Origin of the sequence: Shewanella sp. cp20, from assembly GCF_000832025.1 — a bacterium.
In the GTDB taxonomy this organism is placed as follows: Bacteria; Pseudomonadota; Gammaproteobacteria; order Enterobacterales; family Shewanellaceae; genus Shewanella.
This window is the reverse complement of the sequence record NZ_JPII01000017.1, coordinates 429898-448738: the sequence shown is the minus strand read 5'-3', so window position 1 is coordinate 448738 and position 18841 is coordinate 429898. Positions and strand designations below refer to the sequence as shown.

Here is an 18841-nt window from a genome sequence, read left to right as displayed (position 1 = left end):
GCTACTCAGGTTGCCCGATTAAATCTGGGCTGACTAAATCCGGGTTGATTAAGTCAGGATTAGCCACCTGATACATCACATAATCGTGGTAGCCGGTCACGACTTTATAATAACCACATAATTCGCTGTCTAACTCTGGGTCGCCACTATCCACAATTAAGGGCCGACCTTCAAGTGCTTTTAACTTAGTTTTTGTCGCCAGGATGATAATATTTTCTCTACCGACCTGACGAATCAGCGCTGGCGACAGCTGCTGGTTGCCCCGCCCCAGGATATGCCCTTGCCCGCCGATCAGGGTGATCACTAACTTACACTGACGATTGGCAGTCAGCTCGAACAGCGACTGAGCGCTCATATCGCTGGCAACGAGCTTGCCCTCCTCGATCAAGTCCACCCCCAGCAGGGTGTTATCGAGTCCAAGCTCCTCCATCACCGCCGCGACCGTGCTACCAGAGCCCATGATGGCAAGCCCATCGTCTATCTGCTCGATCGCCTCGGCAGCAATATCCGCCAGCACCAACTCATCGACCTCTTTACCGCCCATCTTAACGGCCTGAATGTAGCGTGGCTCGGCAGGCACCTGCATCTCACCGAATCGGCGCGCCCGCACCACCCCTTGCCTGAAGGCTACCTCGTCGATATCCATCACATCGGCCGACATCAGGCTCACCAGAGCCCCCTCGAGCAGTAATTTGACTACCATGCCCGAGGCGTGGGGCGTAATGCCGTAGACGCCCGAGTGAATCTTCACCCCGGCAGGCACCCCCAGCACGGGCTGAGCCTCATCGATGACCTCAAACAGGTCCCGCGCCGTACCGTCACCACCGGCAAACAACAAAAGATCCACGCCCGCTTGTTGCAGCGCCGTAGCGGCAGCCTGGGTATCGCTGGCCGCCGTCGTCTCGCCCGCCTGATAGACCACCTGATGCTTAAACCCCAGCTGATCGGCCAAATCGGCCCCCATGGCACCGGAGGCGGTAACGATAGTGATCTTTTGCTGATAGGGTTTAATCACCTCGAGCGCCTGCGCCATTCTCAGGTGCGCCTTGGGTTCGGCGCCGCGAGCGATAGCCTCCTGCGCCACACCATCGCTGCCCTTGAGGGCCACGCTGCCCCCAAGGCCTGCAAGAGGATTGATGATCACGCCGAGGCGAAATGTCTGTTTCATGGATATTTCCTTATCATCTCTTATTGTTTTACCACTTCACGTGCCTTAGGGATTAGGAGTACCGCGAACATAGACAGCAATGCACAAACCGCAGCCACCAACCAACTGAGCCAGGCCTGAGAGCCATCGCCCCAGATGAAGCCACACAGCCAGGTACCCAAGGCGCCACCGACGCCGAAACTCAGGCTGGCATAGAGCGCCTGCCCCTTGCTGCGATGACGCACGTCGAATCTTTGATGTACAAACTGAATCGAGGCCGCATGCACTAAACCAAAGGTGAAGGCGTGCAGCAACTGACTAACCCCAAGCCAGATCATGCTACTGGCACAAAAGGCCATCAGCAGCCAGCGTACCGCCGTAAAGCCGATAGAGACCACCAGCAAGGCGCTAACCCCGTAGCGCCCGAGCAGCCTTGGCGCAAACATAAACATCACTATCTCGGCCAGCACACCAAGGGCGACATAGATGCCGGCACTGGACTCGCTATAGCCTACCTGTTTTAGATAGAGCACAAAGAAACCATAAAATGGCCCGGCGCTCATCTGCAGTAACATAGCCGACAGCAAAAACCAGATGATGCCAGCATCTAACTTGAGCGGCGTAGCCACCTGGCTCGTATCGACTTTTACCCGGGTACTTGGCAGAGATAAGGCACAGCCCAGCAAACCCAGAAACAAGGCGAGGCCCACAAAGGGTAAGATCTCTGTGCCGAACTGGCTGATGGCGAAGCCCACGCTCACCACGAAGACAAGGTAGCCCAGGCTGCCGAAGCTGCGGATCTTGCCATAACCCCCCGTGTTCTCCCCAAGGGTCTCGAGGGTGATCACCTCGAGCTGGGCCAAAATCGCATTCCAGAAAAAGGTATAGATGCTGAGGCTAATCGCTAAGTAGAGAAATCCGCCGTGATAGAAGAAGGTCATGAAGGTCACCGCCGAACAGGCAGCCCCCATCTTAACCAGCTGACCCCGCATGCCTGTTCTATCGGCCACCATGGCCCAGATATTGGGCGCTATGATGCGGGTCGCCATCAAGATGGCGAGCAGGAAACCTATCTGCTGAGCATCGAACCCTCTGTGCTCGAAGAAGACTCCAAGGTAAGGCACCAGCACGCCAAGGATCGCGAAGAAGAAAAAGTAACAGGCGCTGATCCAATGTAGTTGCTGCTGTGATGCTGACGACTCGCTGTTGGGTGTCATGCTGGAAGGAAACTTAATGTTGGACGACATTTGTGTAGGGCTATTCCTAGCAGGGTTATTATCCGCTCTCGATATTATTGGGAGCGATTTGTTTTAATGAGTACTTATTTTTAATTTATTGTGAGTGGCTTCTGCTACTGGCCGAAGCTTATTTATACTGGCTTGACCCCATGGCATTATGGGCCCCATAAAAGAAGGCACATTACTGTGCCCTCTTACTCGCTTTAGATTGCGCCTTACTTCATCCCAATCACAGGAGTGATGCTCTCAACATTCATGTTTTGTGCCCTGTGTCTGAGAAGATGATCCATCAAGACGATGGCCAACATGGCCTCGGCAATCGGCACGGCGCGGATGCCTACGCAGGGGTCGTGACGCCCCTTAGTGACCACCTCTGAGCGCTCGCCCTGCACCGTCATGCTCTCTCCCGGCACGCTAATACTGGAAGTCGGCTTCATGGCGATATGCGCGACAATCGGCTGACCCGATGAGATCCCACCGAGAATGCCGCCGGCATGGTTAGAGGCAAAGCCCTCGGGCGACATGAGATCCCTATGCTCAGATCCCTTCTGATTGACTACGGCGAAACCGTCACCAATCTCAACCCCTTTAACGGCGTTGATCCCCATCAGGGCATGGGCAATATCGGCGTCGAGACGATCGAATACGGGCTCGCCCAGTCCCACAGGCACATTGGTCGCCACTACAGACACCTTGGCACCGATAGAATCACCGCTCTTTTTCAGCTCGCGCATATAGTCGTTGAGCTGCTCGAGCTTACTGGCATCGGGGAAGAAGAAGGCATTTTGCTCTACCTGGTCGAAATCCAGGGTCTCGGCGCAAATAGGGCCGAGCTGAGACAGATAACCTTTAATCTCTATACCATGCACCTGCTTAAGGTATTTCTTCGCCACAGCGCCGGCCGCTACGCGCATAGCGGTCTCCCGCGCAGAGGAACGACCGCCACCGCGATAGTCTCGCAGGCCATATTTTTGCTGGTAGGTATAGTCGGCGTGACCCGGGCGGAACTGATCTTTGATGTTGGAGTAATCCTGGCTACGCTGGTCGGTATTTTCGATCACCAAGCCGATGGAAGTCCCTGTGGTCTGCCCCTCAAATACGCCTGAGAGTATCTTCACCTGATCGGGCTCGCGTCTGGCAGTGGTATAGCGCGAGGTGCCGGGACGGCGCCTATCGAGATCGTGTTGCATATCGGCTTCATCAATCGCCAGACCCGGAGGACAACCATCGATAATGCATCCCAGGGCCTTACCATGGCTCTCACCAAACGTCGTCACCACAAAATTTTGACCGATACTGTTACCCGACATTCGCTTACTTCACCTCTACTTAATTATTTGACCCCAGCATAACCCAAAGCCGCCAGTGGCTATATTCTTAAATCGGCTTAGTCATGCTAAGCCGATAAACCATTTAGCCGACAACACAGTTAGCCGACAACACAGTTAGCCGACAACACAGTTAGCCGACAACACAGTTAGCCGACACTACATTATTCACTATCTTTGTAGATGGCGAAAAGTGATTCATTTTCAACTAACTGATCGCGAGTGAGCACAAACACGCCGTCGCCACCATGTTCGAAGTTAACCCAGGTAAATGGCACCTCGGGGAACTGTTCGATGAGATGTACCATAGAGTTACCCACCTCGACCACTAGCAGACCATCTTGCGTCAGGTAGTCGGCCGCATTGGCTAGTATGCGTTTCGTCAGATCCAGGCCGTCGCGCCCCGAGGCTAACCCAAGCTCTGGCTCGTGATGATATTCATCAGGCATGTCACCGATATCTTCGGCGTCCACATAAGGCGGATTGGAGACGATAAGATCGTACTGCGGCCCCTTAGGGATGGCGGCAAACAAATTAGACTCGATAGGGAAAACCCTGTCCATCACGCCTAAGGATTCAACGTTGATCTGCGCCACTTCCAGCGCGTCACTACTGATATCGATAGCATCGACCTCGGCATCTTCAAACTCATAGGCACAGGCGATGGCGATGCAGGCGCTACCGGTACAGAGATCTAAGATACGGTCTACCGGCTTGTTATAGAGCCAAGGGCTGAAACGGTTTGCGATCATCTCGGCAATGGGAGAGCGCGGCACCAACACCCTTTCATCCACATAAAACTCGAGGCCGGCAAAGAAGGCGCGGTTGGTCAAATAAGGCACGGGCAGACGCTCACGTACCCGGCGAATGATGAGTTCGACAATCTTATGCTTTTCGCTACTGGTCAGATTGCTATGGATCACCTGCTGGCCAATCTCTTCTGGCAGATGCAGCGCATGGAATACCAGAGCGATGGCTTCATCCCAAGCGTTATCGGTACCATGACCATAGTAGATATTGGCATCGTTAAAGCGGCTCACCGCCCAACGTAACATATCGCCGATTGTACGTAATTCCGTCACGGCTTCATCAACAAAAATCTTGTCCAAAACTGGCTCCCGCTAGATAGTTCCGCCTCATTGTAACTGAACTCTATTCATATGGCATCGGATTCAATAAAATAGCGCCATGAATAAAGAAAATGATGATGAATTGGCGCTTTTTTCGGCGTTAACCAAAGGGATAAAGCCGCTTAAACAGGATAAGCGTCATTTCTCCGCGCCGCAAAAACCTAAGCGTGAGCTGGAAGTCGCGACCACTCAGCTACACGCCGACAGCTATTTTTCAGATACCTACCAGCCCTTGCTGCCACTAGAAGGCGCCATGCGCTGGGCCAGAGAGGATGTGGACAGTCACGAGCTTAAGCGGCTCAGGCGCGGCGACTATCAGCCGGATCTGCTGCTGGATCTCCACGGCATGCGCCAAACCGAAGCCAAACTGGAACTTGCGGCCCTGATTCAGGCCTGTGTTAAGCAGCACAGCCAATGCTGCTGCGTCATGCACGGTCATGGCACCGGGATATTAAAACAGAATATTCCCATGTGGCTGGCGCAGCATCCGCAGGTTAAGGCCTTCCACAAGGCGCCCAAGGAATGGGGCGGCGACGCGGCGCTTTTGGTCTTAGTCGAAGTCGGTGAGTTCCCTAGCTGGGAGTAATCATATTTTTGATTGAGGGTGATAGCGATCCCCCATCAGAATTGACAAGCGCTGCAACCGGCCTAGAAGTCAGCATTAGCGCTCATCTTTGGGCGCAAATAGATATTAAAAAGGACGCCCCGGCGTTCTTTTTCTATGGTTAACTTTTATTCTAACCTTTTATTCTAACCTTTTATTCGATTTAGCTCACCGTATGAGGGGTATGCTGCCAGCTCAGGGAGCCCCGCTCGCCATGACGGTCGATAAGGGTCACACCAGAAGTCGCAAACAGCGGCGGCTCGATGCCGGGTACCAACTCGCTCACCATATAACCTAGCAGCGGCATGTGGGCAATCACTAACACATTATCCGCCTTATATTGTTCGGCATAGGCCAAAGTGAGATCGGCGGCCAGGGTCGGCTCGGCCGAAGGGGTCAGCTCATCTAATACCAGCCACTTTCTCGGTTCGGGGAAGTGCTTACTCACTTCCTGCCATGTTTGCTGCGCACGCAGATAGGGACTCACCAACACAAGATCGAACTCGGTCACATCACGGGCCAGCCAATTACTCATCAATTCAGTCTGATAACGGCCGATTTCTGTCAGTACACGTTCTCGATCTGAGTGGGCGTGATAACCCGCCTCACCATGTCGCATCAAATATAGCTTCATACTACTCTCGCTATGATTATTCTTGTTCTACTATGAATTGTAGCGTTAAAGTTCGGCGCAACAAACCTTAACCCTGTTATTAATTAGTCGAATAATGGATAAGATATTTGCCAAAGTCTTTTTTGAGGCTCAATATGTAGTCTTACCGCTTTAGTCGCCTAAACTCCGATGAATATCATACGTTTGTCCAGCATAAGGATGGAGCCAGCCATTGCAAACATCTATGCCGATCACTAAAAGCCCCAACGATCATCGCCAGTACCAATATCTGCAGCTGGACAATGGGCTACGTGTATTGCTAGTGGAAGATCTCCAGGCCCAGCAGGCCGCCGCGTCTATGGCGGTTAACGTTGGCCATTTTGACGATCCCGCCTCACGTCCCGGTATGGCGCATTTCCTAGAGCATATGCTGTTTCTGGGCACGGAGAAATACCCCAAGTCTGGCGAATATCATGCCTTCATCAATCAGCATGGCGGCAGCAACAATGCCTGGACAGGCACAGAGCAGACTAACTTCTTCTTTGCCATCGACGCCGAGGTGTTCGAAGAGTCTCTGGATAGATTTAGCCAGTTTTTTATCGCCCCCTGCTTCGATCTGGAACTGGTCGACAGAGAGCGCCACGCCATCGAGTCAGAATTTAGCCTCAAGCTCAAAGATGATATTCGCCGCACCTACCAGGTCCAAAAGGAAACCGTAAACCCGGCGCATCCCTTTTCTAAATTCTCTGTCGGGAATCTCAAGACCTTAGACGGCGATGAGAAAACTCTTAGGCAAGAGCTGCTGGATTTCTATCAAACTCATTACAGTGCCAACCTGATGACCCTGTGTCTGGTAGCCCCCTTGCCACTGAGCGAGCTTTTATCTCTGGCCAAGAGCTATTTTGCGCCGATTGAAAACCGTGCGCTGACAAAGCAATACCCCAAGGTAGCCATCTATGAAGCGGCCCAACTTGGCCAGCAGATCAACATAGTGCCGCTAAAAGAGCAGCGCCGCGTGGCGATCACCTTTCCCCTGCCCGCCATCGACCGCTTCTATAAGCGCAAGCCGCTAACCTTTATCAGTCATCTGTTGGGTTATGAGGGTAAGGGAAGCCTGCTGAGTCACCTCAAGGAACAAGGGCTGGCCATCAATCTCTCGGCCGGTGGTGGCGTCAATGGTTATAACTTTAAAGACTATAACATCAGCATTCAGCTGACCGAAAAAGGCCTGCTACAACTCGATGATGTGATTCAGGCGAGCTTCGAATACCTTAAACTGATTAAAACCCAGGGCATGCAGGCCTGGCGATATCAAGAGCGCGCCAATCTGCTAAAACTTGCCTTTAAATATCAGGAACAGATCAAACCGCTGGATCTGGCCAGTCACCTCAGCATCAACATGCACCACTATGAGGTAGTCGATCTCATCTATGGCGATTATCGCATGGATGGTTTGGACGTCACTCAAGTCACCGAACTGCTGGATCTAATGAGTCCGGACAATCTGCGTATCCAGCTTATCTCACCCGACTTAGACACAGAAAAGCAGGCCGCCTGGTACCACTCCCCCTATCAGATGAAGCCCATAGATAAACAACGGCTTCATCCATGGCGTGACCCTGATGTCAGAGAGACACTAAAACTACCGGACCCCAACCCCTTTATTATCGAGGATTCGATAGCCAGGGATGTTAAGAGTGACCATCCGGTACCTGTCGTCGTCTGCCAGGAAACCGGCTATCGGATCTGGCATAAGAAAGATGATGAATTTAATGTCCCCAAGGGACATATGTACCTGTCCCTCGATTCACATCAGGCGGCCGCCACCCCAAAACATGCGGCGCTCACCCGTCTCTATGTGGAGATGCTGCTCGACTACCTGACCGAATTTACCTATCCGGCCGAGGTCGCTGGACTCAGCTATAACATCTACCCTCATCAAGGGGGGATCACCCTGCACCTAACGGGATTGACAGGGAAGCAAGAGGCGTTGCTGTCGCTGCTGATTAATAAAGCCAGAGAACGTAACTTTACCCAGGACAGATTTAAGCAGATTAAGAAGCAGATATTGCGTAACTGGTTTAATCAGAGCCGGGCAAAACCTATCTCACAGCTATTCACCAGCCTGACGGTTACGCTGCAGAAAAGTAGTTTCGAGCCTCAACGCATGGCAGAAGAGCTTGAAGATATCACCCTAGACGATCTTCACAACCACGTACGGGCCTTCTATGAGAAGATCCACCTCGAGGGGCTGGTATATGGTGATTGGCTGACCGAGGAGGCGCAGGCCTTGGGTAAGCGACTCGACCATATTCTCTCTCTGGTTTCCTCTCCCAGCGGCGAATCGGAACGTGAGCTGATAAAACTTGAAAATGTCGGCACCCTGATGCGTGAGGTTAGCGTCAATCATCAAGACAGCAGCATCATAGTCTACTATCAGTCTGCTGAGGCGACACCACTCAAGATGGCCCTTTTCAGCCTGTTAAACCACACCATGTCTTCGACCTTCTTCCACGAGCTAAGAACTAAACGTCAGCTGGGTTACATGGTGGGCACGGGTTATCTGCCGCTCAATCGTTACCCAGGCATGATCTTCTATGTGCAATCCCCCACTGCAGGGCCTCTAAAGCTACTGGAGGCCATCGACGAGTTTATCGCAGACTTTAATTATGCCGTCATGCAGATCACCAATGATCAGTGGGAGCTCACCAAGCAAGGTTTGGTCAACCAGATTATGGAACATGACCCTAACCTCAAGACCCGGGGACAAAGATACTGGTCGAGCATAGGGAATAAAGACTACGACTTTAACCAGCGAGAACTGGTGGCCGAAAAAATTGGCGAACTTACCCGCTCTGACCTGATTAAATTTATGATGCAGAAGATGCGCACTAAACACGGTGACCGCCTGATCCTCTTTACCACGGGAGAACAACACAGGAATCAGGAACAGCTCACATCAGACAATATGATCACAGATCTGAGAAGCTTTAAACAACGGGCAGCCAAGTTTAGCTACTAGCCAGCCCCACCTTCCCTTAAGCCATATCGCCGAGGCCTTATCTCTTAAGCGATATCTTTTAGCGACGCCTTTGAGCGATATCTATTAGATGCAGCTGTTAGGCGCTCTCTTCTAAGTGTTAGCTGTCAGGCCAAAGTGGCCTTTGGTCAAGGCTTAAGCTCTTATCTAGCTCAATCCTCTTAGCTATAGCTCGCCTTAGCTCTCGATCGCCTGCTGCGCTAGGGAAATGATTCTTAGCCCCTTTATCGCTTCATTCGCTAAAATATTCGAGATAGGACAAACGCCTGATATGAGCGCAAACAGCAGACAAAGCCAAACCAGAAAGAACTTCTCATAGAACAAAGCCCTAAAAGACAATGAAAATGAAAGTAATTTGCAAACAAGAAAATTCAGTGTTCCTTTGACAAATCCCCCTATTTCTGAATAAATTAGGTTAAATAACTGTTGCCTATGCATTATTGGCTGATAATCAAACTAATAATTATGCCTAAAATCCTCTCAAGATTGCTACTCTCACTGCTAATGGCCCTGACTGTCTCCGGCTATGCCTCCGCCAGTGACACCCCAAGCAACGCGCCGATCTTAAAAGTCGATCACTACAATGTTCCCGAAGGTTTATCCCAAAGTACCGTCACTTCAATCGTTGAAGATCAACAGGGATATATTTGGATTGGTACCCTAAATGGACTTAATCGATTCGATGGTACCCATTTTAAGCACTATTTTGCCGAAGGTGATAATAGCTCTTTACCAAGCTCATTCATTAGAAGCTTGTATATAGATGATAGTAATAGGTTGCTTGTTGGTACAGATAAAGGCCTAGTTATTTACAATGATAATTTAGATAATTTTGAAAAAACAAACCATGAATTAATAAAAAACCAAGCTATCTGGTCTATAAATGAATACGGTAGCTCAATAATCATTGGTACTGAAAACGACTTATTAGAACTAAAAAAATCAGAGGGTTCAGTTAAATTAATCACCAGTTATGATTTTGGTGGGATAAAGAAAACCATTGTACTCAACAACAAAATATACGTTAGAAATTATGACGGTAGCATTTATGAGTACAACCAAGGGAATATAAGATTAATTACACAGAATTCGATAGGACTAACCTTATTTAACGGCAAAGTTTTTACACCACAAAAAGACAGCCTAGTTGATATCGAAACAAGAGAAAAACTAATATTCCCAAGCGAAATAACCAGCATCTCAGAGAATACCTCAACCCCAATAATATTGAGTGACAATATAATTACAACTATTGACAACAATTTTAACGTAGATGTAATAGGAAAATTAAACACAGATTCTAAGACAACCAACCCACCGCTAATTTATTCCAGTAAAAATGGCGTTTACATTGCGGCATTAAACGATGGAATAACTATAGTAAAACATGACAGAAATCTTTTGAAGAACTATATTTCAGATAGAAATGTATGGTCAATTGATAGCTATAAAAAAGAAAACTTAATTGTTGCATCTGACTCTCCTTTGATCGAAATTTTTGATAAAAATCTTAATTTAATCAATAGTTATGATTCAAAAATAGAAGGCCCAAAATCTGCGATAATAAAGAACAATAAGATATACATTGCTTCTACCGCAGGACTCCAGTCGATAGACACCTTGACCAGCGAACATAAAACACTGAGTAATAATAGATTTTTAATTGTAAGAAGCGATAAAGATAATAATAGGATTATCACAGGCTCATTCGATGGCAAAGTGTTTTTCTATAGTCTAGATGATGAAACAATAACACCGATTACGGTCGATAGTGGCAATCCAATTTACGATATAAAAATAAAAAATAACACTACTTGGGTAGCCACTCAAAGCGGATTGTTTTCATTAAAATCTGGTTTGGTATCTAAAGTCGTTGCTGCAGATCTAGTTAGTAGTATTTTCATAGACAAGAATACAGTATATTTCACAACCAGGAATTCACTTTCAAAATTTGAAACATCAAAAAAACATACAACCGAATTATTCAAAAGCAGTAAACCTATTTACGCCATTGAAAAAGTAGGCAAAAATATAATTGCTTCATCAAACGCTGAAATATTCTTGATAACCGATGATCATTATATGTATTCATTCCCTTCATCATATGGGAGCCAAGACGAGTATAACTCACAGGCAATATCCAGCATAGATGAAACGATTTACATAGGCGGTATAAATGGCTTAAGTGTTTTAGATGCAAATAAAATTTCTGACTTCCTAACAAAAAGAATACCTCCCAAAGTAATTATAGATACATTATTGGTTTTCAATGTTCCAGAAAAAGTAAATGGTAGCATATTAAAAAAACAACTTCCTAAAACGGAAAAGATAAGCCTAAAGTATTCAGATTATCCATTTACTTTGAAATTTAGCACACCTGGAAACATCGATAAGACATTGGAATATGCCTATCAGATGGAAGGGCTTTCCGATGCTTGGATAAACTCCAAAGGCATTAATTCCGCAACCTATACTAACTTATCTCCTGGCGAATATTACTTCAAGGTACATACCATTGACCCTTTAACGAAGAAGTTAGGAGTTACCCAAGGCCTTTCGATCGAAATCACCCCTCCCTGGTGGTTATCGATTCAAGCCAAGCTCGTCTACCTGCTCATTACGCTGTTGATCACTGGCGCGATAGTCAAGGCGGCTCTCAGAAGAAGAGAGGTGCAACGCCAGATCGCTAAGTCAGAAGAGCGACTGAAGCTTTCTCTGTGGGGAAGCGGTGATGAGATGTGGGACTGGGATATCGAAACCGGACAGATTTATCGCTCTAATATCTGGGGTTCCCTGGAGTTTCCACGAGACGGTCAGCGTTCGGGTGAGGATGGTGAAGAAAGCAACATTCACCCCATGGACCAAGAACGAGTGAATACGGCGCTGAATAAGCACTTCTATGGCGAAACAGACCACTTCGAGGCGGCCTATCGCGTCAAAGGCAAAGATGACCAATGGATCTGGATATTGGACAGGGCAAAAATCGTTGAACGCGATGAGGAAGATAAAGCCCTGCGTATGACAGGTACAATCAAAAACATCAGCAACTTCAAGCAAGCAGAGGAACAACTGAGACTGTTCGAGCGAGCTATCGAGAATATCTCCGAAGGCATGTTTATCTTGGACAACAAGTTTACATTCGTTGAAGTCAACGAGGCTTGCTGTGATCTGTGTGAGAAGAGCCGCAATGACTTTATCGGCGAGCTATTTAAGTTTGACCTTTACCCCGAAAGCTACTCCGAGCAAATTCGTCATATTCTGCAACAGCAAGGCAGCTGGAGTAACGAAGTCGAATCCGCCAAGGGCGACGGTAGCAGTTTCCTGATGGAGCTAACGGTCGATGCGATTTACGATGAACAGGGGGTCCTCTCCCACTATGTTGGCGTATTCTCTGATATTTCTCGTCGTAAACAACAAGAAGAGGAGCTACGTAAACTCACCAACAACGATCTCCTCACCAGCCTGCCAAACCGTTCAAGCCTCATGGTTACCCTGGGTAACCTGGTGAAGAAAGATACCCATCATACCCTTATGGTGCTGGACTTAGATAACTTCAAGAAGATTAACGACTCTCTTGGTCACCAGGTAGGCGATGAACTACTGATCAAAGTGGCCAGACGCATCGAATCCACCGTTCCTTATCATACGAGTATCTATCGTTTAGGGGGCGATGAGTTTGCCATACTGGTCGATAACAACCCGGATATCGGCTCAAGCGCCGTGATTGCTAATCATGTGGTCGATGCCTTCTCCAGCCCGTTCGAACTCACCAAAGACAGAGTTGTTGTGGGGGTGAGTATCGGCATTGTGCTCTACCCGGAAGATGATCAGAACGAGCAGGCGCTTCTGCGTAAGGCTGACATTGCCATGTATCACGCTAAATCTGCCGGCGGCAATCGTTATCAGTTCTATTCTGAATCGCTCAATCGCAATGCCATTCGCCAGCTGGAAGTCGAAAACCTCATCCGCGAAGGATTAAGGGATGATCTCTTCGAAGTCTACTACCAACCTAAGATAGATCTTAGAAGTAGCAAGATGGCCGGTATGGAGGCTCTGGTAAGGCTCAATCACCCAGAACACGGTCTTATTCCGCCTGGCGACTTTATCCCGCTGGCAGAAGAGAATGGGCTCATCGTTGAGATTGGCGAAGTCGTTCTACGTAAAGCCTGCTTTGCGGCGCAAAATTGGCGCCGTCAAAATTTGTTCAACGGCCGAGTCGCCGTCAATTTATCATCGCAACAATTCGCTCTTCCAGACCTCCAGCAGCGGATAGAGTCAATTTTACGTCTCACTCAGCTGCCAGCAGCCAACCTTGAGCTAGAAATTACCGAAGGTACCGTCATAAAACAGCCAGAAAAGGCTATAAAGGTGATGATGCAACTCTCTAAAATGGGCGTCAGCCTTGCGTTAGACGACTTCGGCACCGGATATTCGTCACTGTCATATTTAAAGCGCTTCCCAATTGACACCCTGAAAATCGATAAGGCTTTTGTTGACGACATAGATAAATCTGACAGAGATCTAAAAATGGTCGACTCTATCATCACTATCGCCCATAACATGGGGCTCTCAGTGGTCGGTGAAGGCGTCGAAGAGGCTTCTCAGCTCAGCATATTGAAAGCGCTAAAATGCGAGGAAATACAAGGGTTTATATACAGCAAAGCCGTCAATGAGACTAGCTTTACCGAACTGCTAAAACAAGAAAGCTTTAGCTATACACCAGTCTCTCAACACAAGAAAGCCTAATGATTTATCATGCAAATGACAGACTGAAGAAAAGAATGTTTAACTAAAATTAAGCTAAAAATAAAAATTGGCATAACACCTGCAATACATCTCTCAGACGTCAACGAATAGTTGGCACTATAACTTCAATAACCCTGAGAGATTAAGACAATGATTAACGGACTAGTTACTGCCATCGCTTTAGCAACAAGCTTATCAACTGCAAATATTAATACCGAAGAAGTATCAAATACGTCTGACATCAAGGGGCAGAAGACTGAGCAACTAGCAGTAACTGGCTACCCACACGTTAAGTTCAAGCCTGTCGAAGTCGCTGGTTATCCACACGTCAAGTTCAAGCCTGTCGAAGTCGCTGGCTACCCACACGTCAAGTTCAAGCCTCTTGAAGTTACTGGCTACCCACACGTCAAGTTCAAGCCTGTCGAAGTCGCTGGCTACCCACACGTTAAATTTAAGCCTCTCGAAGTTGCTGGCTACCCACACGTTAAGTTCAAGCCTATCGAAGTCGCTGGCTACCCACACGTTAAGTTCAAGCCTGTCGAAGTCGCTGGCTACCCACACGTTAAGTTCAAGCCTCTCGAAGTCGCTGGCTACCCACACGTTAAGTTCAAGCCTCTCGAAGTCGCTGGCTACCCACACGTTAAGTTCAAGCCTGTCGAAGCCGCTGGCTACCCACACGTTAAGTTCAAACCTCTCGAAGTCGCTGGCTACCCACACGTCAAATTCATCAACTCAGCCGTTGCTTAAGTCTTAAGGAGAATGATTATGTTAGATTCATTGAAAAAAGCTCTAGGACTTACTCACAAACCAGAGCGTAAAAAAGTACAGCTTCCAGAAGGCCTAAATCACCTAGAGGTGATCCCTGCTAAAGGTTGGTGGAACTAATTGACATCAAACGTCTTTCGAAAACCAGATACATAAAAAAGGAGCTACTAAAGGCTCCTTTTTTGATCTTGCTATATGACTTTTAATACCAATCACAGTAAATATGTGATCAGAAATAGCGCAGGAAAAACGCTTGAGAACAAAGCAGGATTTTTAGATAAGTAGTTATTCTACAATTAAAAATACTAATACAGTTATAGAGCGTTTTAACAAGCTAGAATGATCAATTGTTTATTACGATTGGTATAATTAGAGATTTGCGCCTAGCCTACATCTACATGGCCACAGAGGCTGCCCTACGCCTTTATCGCAATGCTATGCTTTCCCTGGGCCCGCTTATGGGCGAATCGCTTATGTGTACTCAGCAGCGGATAGGCTACCGGCCCCATGATTAACCCTAGCATGGCCCAGCGTTTCACCCCTAACCCAGCACGAAAAGCCATATTTCCCATAGCCAAGCTACTCACCATTAGTACACCAAGAATGCATATCACCACAGACACTACCTCACAACAACGGTGCCAAGAGGACTGTAAACAGCCAAACGAGCCCAGCATGATAACCGAAACCAGCCTGTGGGTGAACAAAAAACAGGCAAAAATAATCCTCAGGCAAAAAAAATGCGGCATTATGTTGCCGCATTGTTAACACTATAGATGCCCTAATCGTAGAACTTACTGCCAGATTCGGCCATCTCGACTAAGCGATCACAAGGTGTGAATCGCTCACCAAACTGATCTTGATAACGTTTTAAAGTTTCGACCAAGTGCTTGGCGCCCAGTGAGTCCATGTAACGGAAGGGGCCACCTAAGAATGGCGGGAAGCCGATACCGAATATCGCGCCTATATCGCCGTCTCTTGGTGACGCGATAATCCCCTCCTCCAGACAACGCACCGCTTCATTAAGCATCTGCACAACACATCGCTCGGCCAAGGCTCTTGGTTCACCGCCGTTACCAGGTGTTAGACCCAGCACGCCGTAGACACTCTCATCCACCAGCTTCTTCTTAGACTTGCCGCCATACTGGTAGAAACCCTTACCATTCTTACGACCCTTACGCTCATCAGCCAGTAGTTTGTCAAACGCCGCCGGCGCCTTAAAGCGTTCACCAAGCTCCTGTTCCAGAATCGGTGAGATCTTGGCGCCCACATCAATGCCAACTTCGTCGAGCAGGGTCATGGGGCCAACAGGGAAGCCAAACTTCACCAACGCCTTATCCAGATGATCGACGCTCTGGCCTTCGAGTAGCAAATTCGCAGCCTCGTTCATGTAGAGCGCCAGAATACGGTTCACATAGAAACCGGCACCATCTTTCACCACAATCGGTGTCTTGCCCTGCTTGCGGGCAAAGGCGACCGTGGTGGCAATGGTCTCTGGTGACGTCTTCTCATGGGCAATCACCTCGACCAGAGGCATCTTCTCGACCGGCGAAAAATAATGCAGGCCAATGACGTTTTCGGGACGTTCGGCGGCCTCGGCGATCTGCTTGATCGGCAACGATGACGTGTTAGAGGCAAAAATCGTGTGCTCGCCACATTCACGCTCAACATCCTGCACCATCTGATGTTTCAACTTGAGATCTTCAAATACGGCTTCCACCACCATATCCGCATCCTTGATGCCTTTATATTCTGTGGTGGTGGTCATCAGCGCCATCAGGTTATCGCGCACCGCCGGTGTCATATGACGGCGTTTAACCCCTTTAGCCAGCAGCTTATAGGCATAGGCCAGCGCATTGCTCAAACCGGTTTCGCTGATATCTTTCACCCGCACAGGTATCTTGGCCTTAGTGGTGGTGACAGAGGCGATACCACCGCCCATCAAGCCACCGCCCAATACCATCACCTTGTTGACAGCCTGAGGCGATACGTCACCGGCGCCGGTTTCCTTCTTCATCTCTGTGGTCGCAAAGAAGATGCTACGCAAAGCTTCCGACTCGCTCGAGACCACGAGATCGCCAAAATGCTGCGCCTCCACCTCGAGGCCTTTCACCATGCCTTTAGTCACGCCCTGACGCACACAGTCGATGATCTTTTCTGGCGCAGGATAGTTACCCTGGGTCTTCTTATTGACCTGCTTGAGTGCCTGATCGAATATGATGTTACGGCCAACCGGTGTGCCTTCCAGCAGCTTCTCAACCATTGGCACCTTGCGCTTCTTCGCAGGACGCGCACCTGCTAGCGCCATCTCTATTGCCGTCTGTAGCAAGATTGACTCGGGCACCACATCATCCACCAGCCCAAGCTTCAATGCCTGCTTGGCGCGCAGTTGCTTGCCGGTAAGCATCATATCCAATGACTTGGCAATCCCCACCAGACGAGGCAGACGCTGAGTGCCGCCACCGCCGGGCAACAGACCGAGTTGCACTTCTGGCAATCCCAGCATGGTCTTCTTACTGTCGGTACACACGCGCTGATGACAGGCCAGCGCCAGCTCGAGGCCACCGCCTAAACAGGCACCGTGAATCGCAGCAACCACAGGGATAGAGAGTGACTCTAGGGCCAAAAACACTTCATGGCCCTGCTTCGACAGCTCTCTGGCGTCTTCGGCTGTAGCGCAGGCATCGAGCATAGAGATGTCGGCGCCCGCCACAAAGGAATCTTTCTTACCCGAGATGATCACCACGCCGCGAATGCTGGCGTCGCTCTTAATCTCGGCCAACATCTCGCAGATCTCTGGCCCAAACTCGGCTCTCAGGGTATTCATGGTCTCACCGGGTACATCCATGGTGAGCACGGCGATCCCGTTATCCTGACGATTTAATGTAAAACTCTTTTCCATGAGATCACTCCACTTCTACAATCATAGCTGCACCCAGACCACCCGCCGCACAGGCCGTTGCCAGGCCAGTACCGCCGCCGCGGCGTTTCAGCTCGCGACAAACTTGAGTGATCAAACGTGTCCCGGTCGCCGCAAACGGGTGACCATAGGCCAAAGAGCCGCCCAAGACGTTGAACTTTGTCATATCGATCTCGCCGATGGCGCGATCGCGGCCCAGCTTCTCCTTGGCAAACTTCTTCGAGGCAAACATCTGCATGTTGGCCAGGGTCTGCGCCGCGAAGGCCTCATGCATCTCGATAAGGGTAAGATCTTCGAGCTCCATGCCGGCACGCTTAAGCGCCAGCGGTGTCGCATAGGAAGGCCCCATCAACATATCTTCCCACACATCGATAGCGCTGAAGGCATAACTCTTGATGTAACCAATCGGCTCATAGCCCAGGGCCTTGGCACGGCTCTCACTCATCAAGAGCACCGCCGAGGCACCATCGGTCAGCGGCGTACTGTTGGCCGCCGTCACCGAACCATGTTTGCGGTCAAACGCCGGACGTAGCTTGGCGTAAGAGTCCAGCGAAGAGTTCTCGCGAATATTGTTGTCTCTGTCGATGAAAGACTTGTATGGCGGCACATGCGCCACCATCACCTCATCACGCAGATGGCCCGAATCCCAGGTCTCTGTCGCCAGGGTGTGAGAGCGATGGGCTAAGGCATCTTGGTCGGCGCGGCTAATGCTGTAGGTCTTGGCCATCTGCTCGGCGGTCTGCCCCATAGAGAGGCCGGTGGAGTACTCGGCCACCGCCGGCGGTACAGGGAGCAGATCTTTCAGCCCGAGACGACGGATAATAGACCACTTTTGACCAAAACTACGGGCCTTATTGAGATCCACCAAGGCATGAGCTAGCTTCTTCGATACACCGATAGGCAGTACAGATGAGGAGTCGGCACCGCCGGCGATCCCTATCTCGATGTTGCCCGTCATGATGGACTCGGCCACATTCACCGTCGACTGGAAACTGGTGGCGCAGGCACGCGTGACGCTATAGGCATCGGTGGCCACATTCATGCCAGTGCCTAACACTATCTCGCGGGCAATATTGGGCGCCGCAGGCATCTGAACCACCTGGCCGTAAACGAGCTGCTCGATCTCCTTCGGATCGAGTTCCGAGCGCGACAGCAGCTCATTGACTACCATCTTGCCCATATCCAATGCCGACACCCCATGAAACGCGGTCGCCTGCTTAGCAAAGGGGGTTCTAAGCCCCATCACTATCGCGATGCGATCGCCCTTCGCGTTCCTTACTTGCTGTAGTTCACTCATCTTTTGCCCTCGT

11 protein-coding genes are annotated in these 18841 nt (G+C 49.5%); 4 read left to right on the top strand and 7 right to left on the bottom strand.

What is annotated here, in order from left to right; genetic code table 11:
- Nucleotide 1 precedes the first annotated feature (1 nt).
- From DB48_RS06570 to prmB, 4 genes are all read right to left on the bottom strand, one after another.
- The gene (locus DB48_RS06570; protein WP_041509462.1) at nucleotides 2-1168 is read right to left on the bottom strand and encodes an ATP-NAD kinase family protein; all 1167 of its coding nucleotides are present in this window, start codon (nucleotides 1166-1168) and stop codon (nucleotides 2-4) included.
- 20 nt (nucleotides 1169-1188) lie between these two features.
- Nucleotides 1189-2394: an MFS transporter gene (locus tag DB48_RS06565; protein WP_443018610.1), complete on the bottom strand. Its 1206-nt coding sequence runs from the start codon at nucleotides 2392-2394 to the stop codon at nucleotides 1189-1191.
- A 206-nt stretch (nucleotides 2395-2600) separates the two neighbouring features.
- Complete coding sequence (gene aroC / locus DB48_RS06560) at nucleotides 2601-3695, bottom strand: chorismate synthase (protein ID WP_041509461.1); 1095 nt, start codon at nucleotides 3693-3695, stop codon at nucleotides 2601-2603.
- Between the two features lie 182 nt (nucleotides 3696-3877).
- Complete coding sequence (gene prmB / locus DB48_RS06555) at nucleotides 3878-4822, bottom strand: 50S ribosomal protein L3 N(5)-glutamine methyltransferase (protein WP_041509460.1); 945 nt, start codon at nucleotides 4820-4822, stop codon at nucleotides 3878-3880.
- A gap of 79 nt (nucleotides 4823-4901) precedes the next feature.
- Here prmB and smrB point away from each other — a divergent pair, with 79 nt between their 5' ends.
- On the top strand, nucleotides 4902-5429 hold the full coding sequence (smrB, locus tag DB48_RS06550; protein ID WP_041509459.1) for an endonuclease SmrB: 528 nt from the start codon (nucleotides 4902-4904) through the stop codon (nucleotides 5427-5429).
- Between the two features lie 181 nt (nucleotides 5430-5610).
- Here smrB and sixA read toward each other — a convergent pair whose 3' ends face one another.
- Nucleotides 5611-6081 (bottom strand): phosphohistidine phosphatase SixA, encoded by a 471-nt coding sequence (gene sixA / locus DB48_RS06545; protein WP_041509458.1) that lies wholly within the window; start codon nucleotides 6079-6081, stop codon nucleotides 5611-5613.
- Between the two features lie 211 nt (nucleotides 6082-6292).
- On the opposite strand from sixA, the gene DB48_RS06540 reads away from it, so the two are divergent.
- The 3 genes from DB48_RS06540 to DB48_RS20380 all read left to right on the top strand — a co-directional run bounded on the left by DB48_RS06540 (nucleotide 6293) and on the right by DB48_RS20380 (nucleotide 14593).
- Nucleotides 6293-9082, top strand: coding sequence for an insulinase family protein (locus tag DB48_RS06540; protein ID WP_041509457.1), 2790 nt, complete (start codon nucleotides 6293-6295; stop codon nucleotides 9080-9082).
- A 483-nt stretch (nucleotides 9083-9565) separates the two neighbouring features.
- Nucleotides 9566-13846 carry an EAL domain-containing protein gene (locus DB48_RS06530; protein ID WP_235375352.1) on the top strand — a complete coding sequence of 1427 codons (4281 nt, stop codon included), beginning with the start codon at nucleotides 9566-9568 and terminating at the stop codon, nucleotides 13844-13846.
- A 150-nt stretch (nucleotides 13847-13996) separates the two neighbouring features.
- On the top strand, nucleotides 13997-14593 hold the full coding sequence (locus DB48_RS20380) for a hypothetical protein (protein ID WP_082035594.1): 597 nt from the start codon (nucleotides 13997-13999) through the stop codon (nucleotides 14591-14593).
- A gap of 799 nt (nucleotides 14594-15392) precedes the next feature.
- On the opposite strand, the gene fadJ is transcribed toward DB48_RS20380, so the two are convergent.
- On the bottom strand, nucleotides 15393-17513 hold the full coding sequence (gene fadJ / locus DB48_RS06515; protein WP_041509453.1) for a fatty acid oxidation complex subunit alpha FadJ: 2121 nt from the start codon (nucleotides 17511-17513) through the stop codon (nucleotides 15393-15395).
- Nucleotides 17514-17517: 4 nt separating this feature from the next.
- Nucleotides 17518-18828: an acetyl-CoA C-acyltransferase FadI gene (gene fadI / locus DB48_RS06510; protein WP_041509452.1), complete on the bottom strand. Its 1311-nt coding sequence runs from the start codon at nucleotides 18826-18828 to the stop codon at nucleotides 17518-17520.
- Between the last annotated feature and the right edge of the window lie 13 nt (nucleotides 18829-18841).

What these genes read in the sequence shown, in the direction of transcription:
- sixA (WP_041509458.1), bottom strand. Translation starts at nt 6,081, where the DNA reads ATGAAGCTATATTTGATGCGACATGGTGAGGCGGGTTATCACGCCCAC.
- fadI (WP_041509452.1), bottom strand. Translation starts at nt 18,828, where the DNA reads ATGAGTGAACTACAGCAAGTAAGGAACGCGAAGGGCGATCGCATCGCG.
- DB48_RS06565 (WP_443018610.1), bottom strand. Translation starts at nt 2,394, where the DNA reads ATGTCGTCCAACATTAAGTTTCCTTCCAGCATGACACCCAACAGCGAG.
- DB48_RS06530 (WP_235375352.1), top strand. Translation starts at nt 9,566, where the DNA reads ATGCCTAAAATCCTCTCAAGATTGCTACTCTCACTGCTAATGGCCCTG.
- DB48_RS20380 (WP_082035594.1), top strand. Translation starts at nt 13,997, where the DNA reads ATGATTAACGGACTAGTTACTGCCATCGCTTTAGCAACAAGCTTATCA.
- fadJ (WP_041509453.1), bottom strand. Translation starts at nt 17,513, where the DNA reads ATGGAAAAGAGTTTTACATTAAATCGTCAGGATAACGGGATCGCCGTG.
- aroC (WP_041509461.1), bottom strand. Translation starts at nt 3,695, where the DNA reads ATGTCGGGTAACAGTATCGGTCAAAATTTTGTGGTGACGACGTTTGGT.
- DB48_RS06570 (WP_041509462.1), bottom strand. Translation starts at nt 1,168, where the DNA reads ATGAAACAGACATTTCGCCTCGGCGTGATCATCAATCCTCTTGCAGGC.
- smrB (WP_041509459.1), top strand. Translation starts at nt 4,902, where the DNA reads ATGAATAAAGAAAATGATGATGAATTGGCGCTTTTTTCGGCGTTAACC.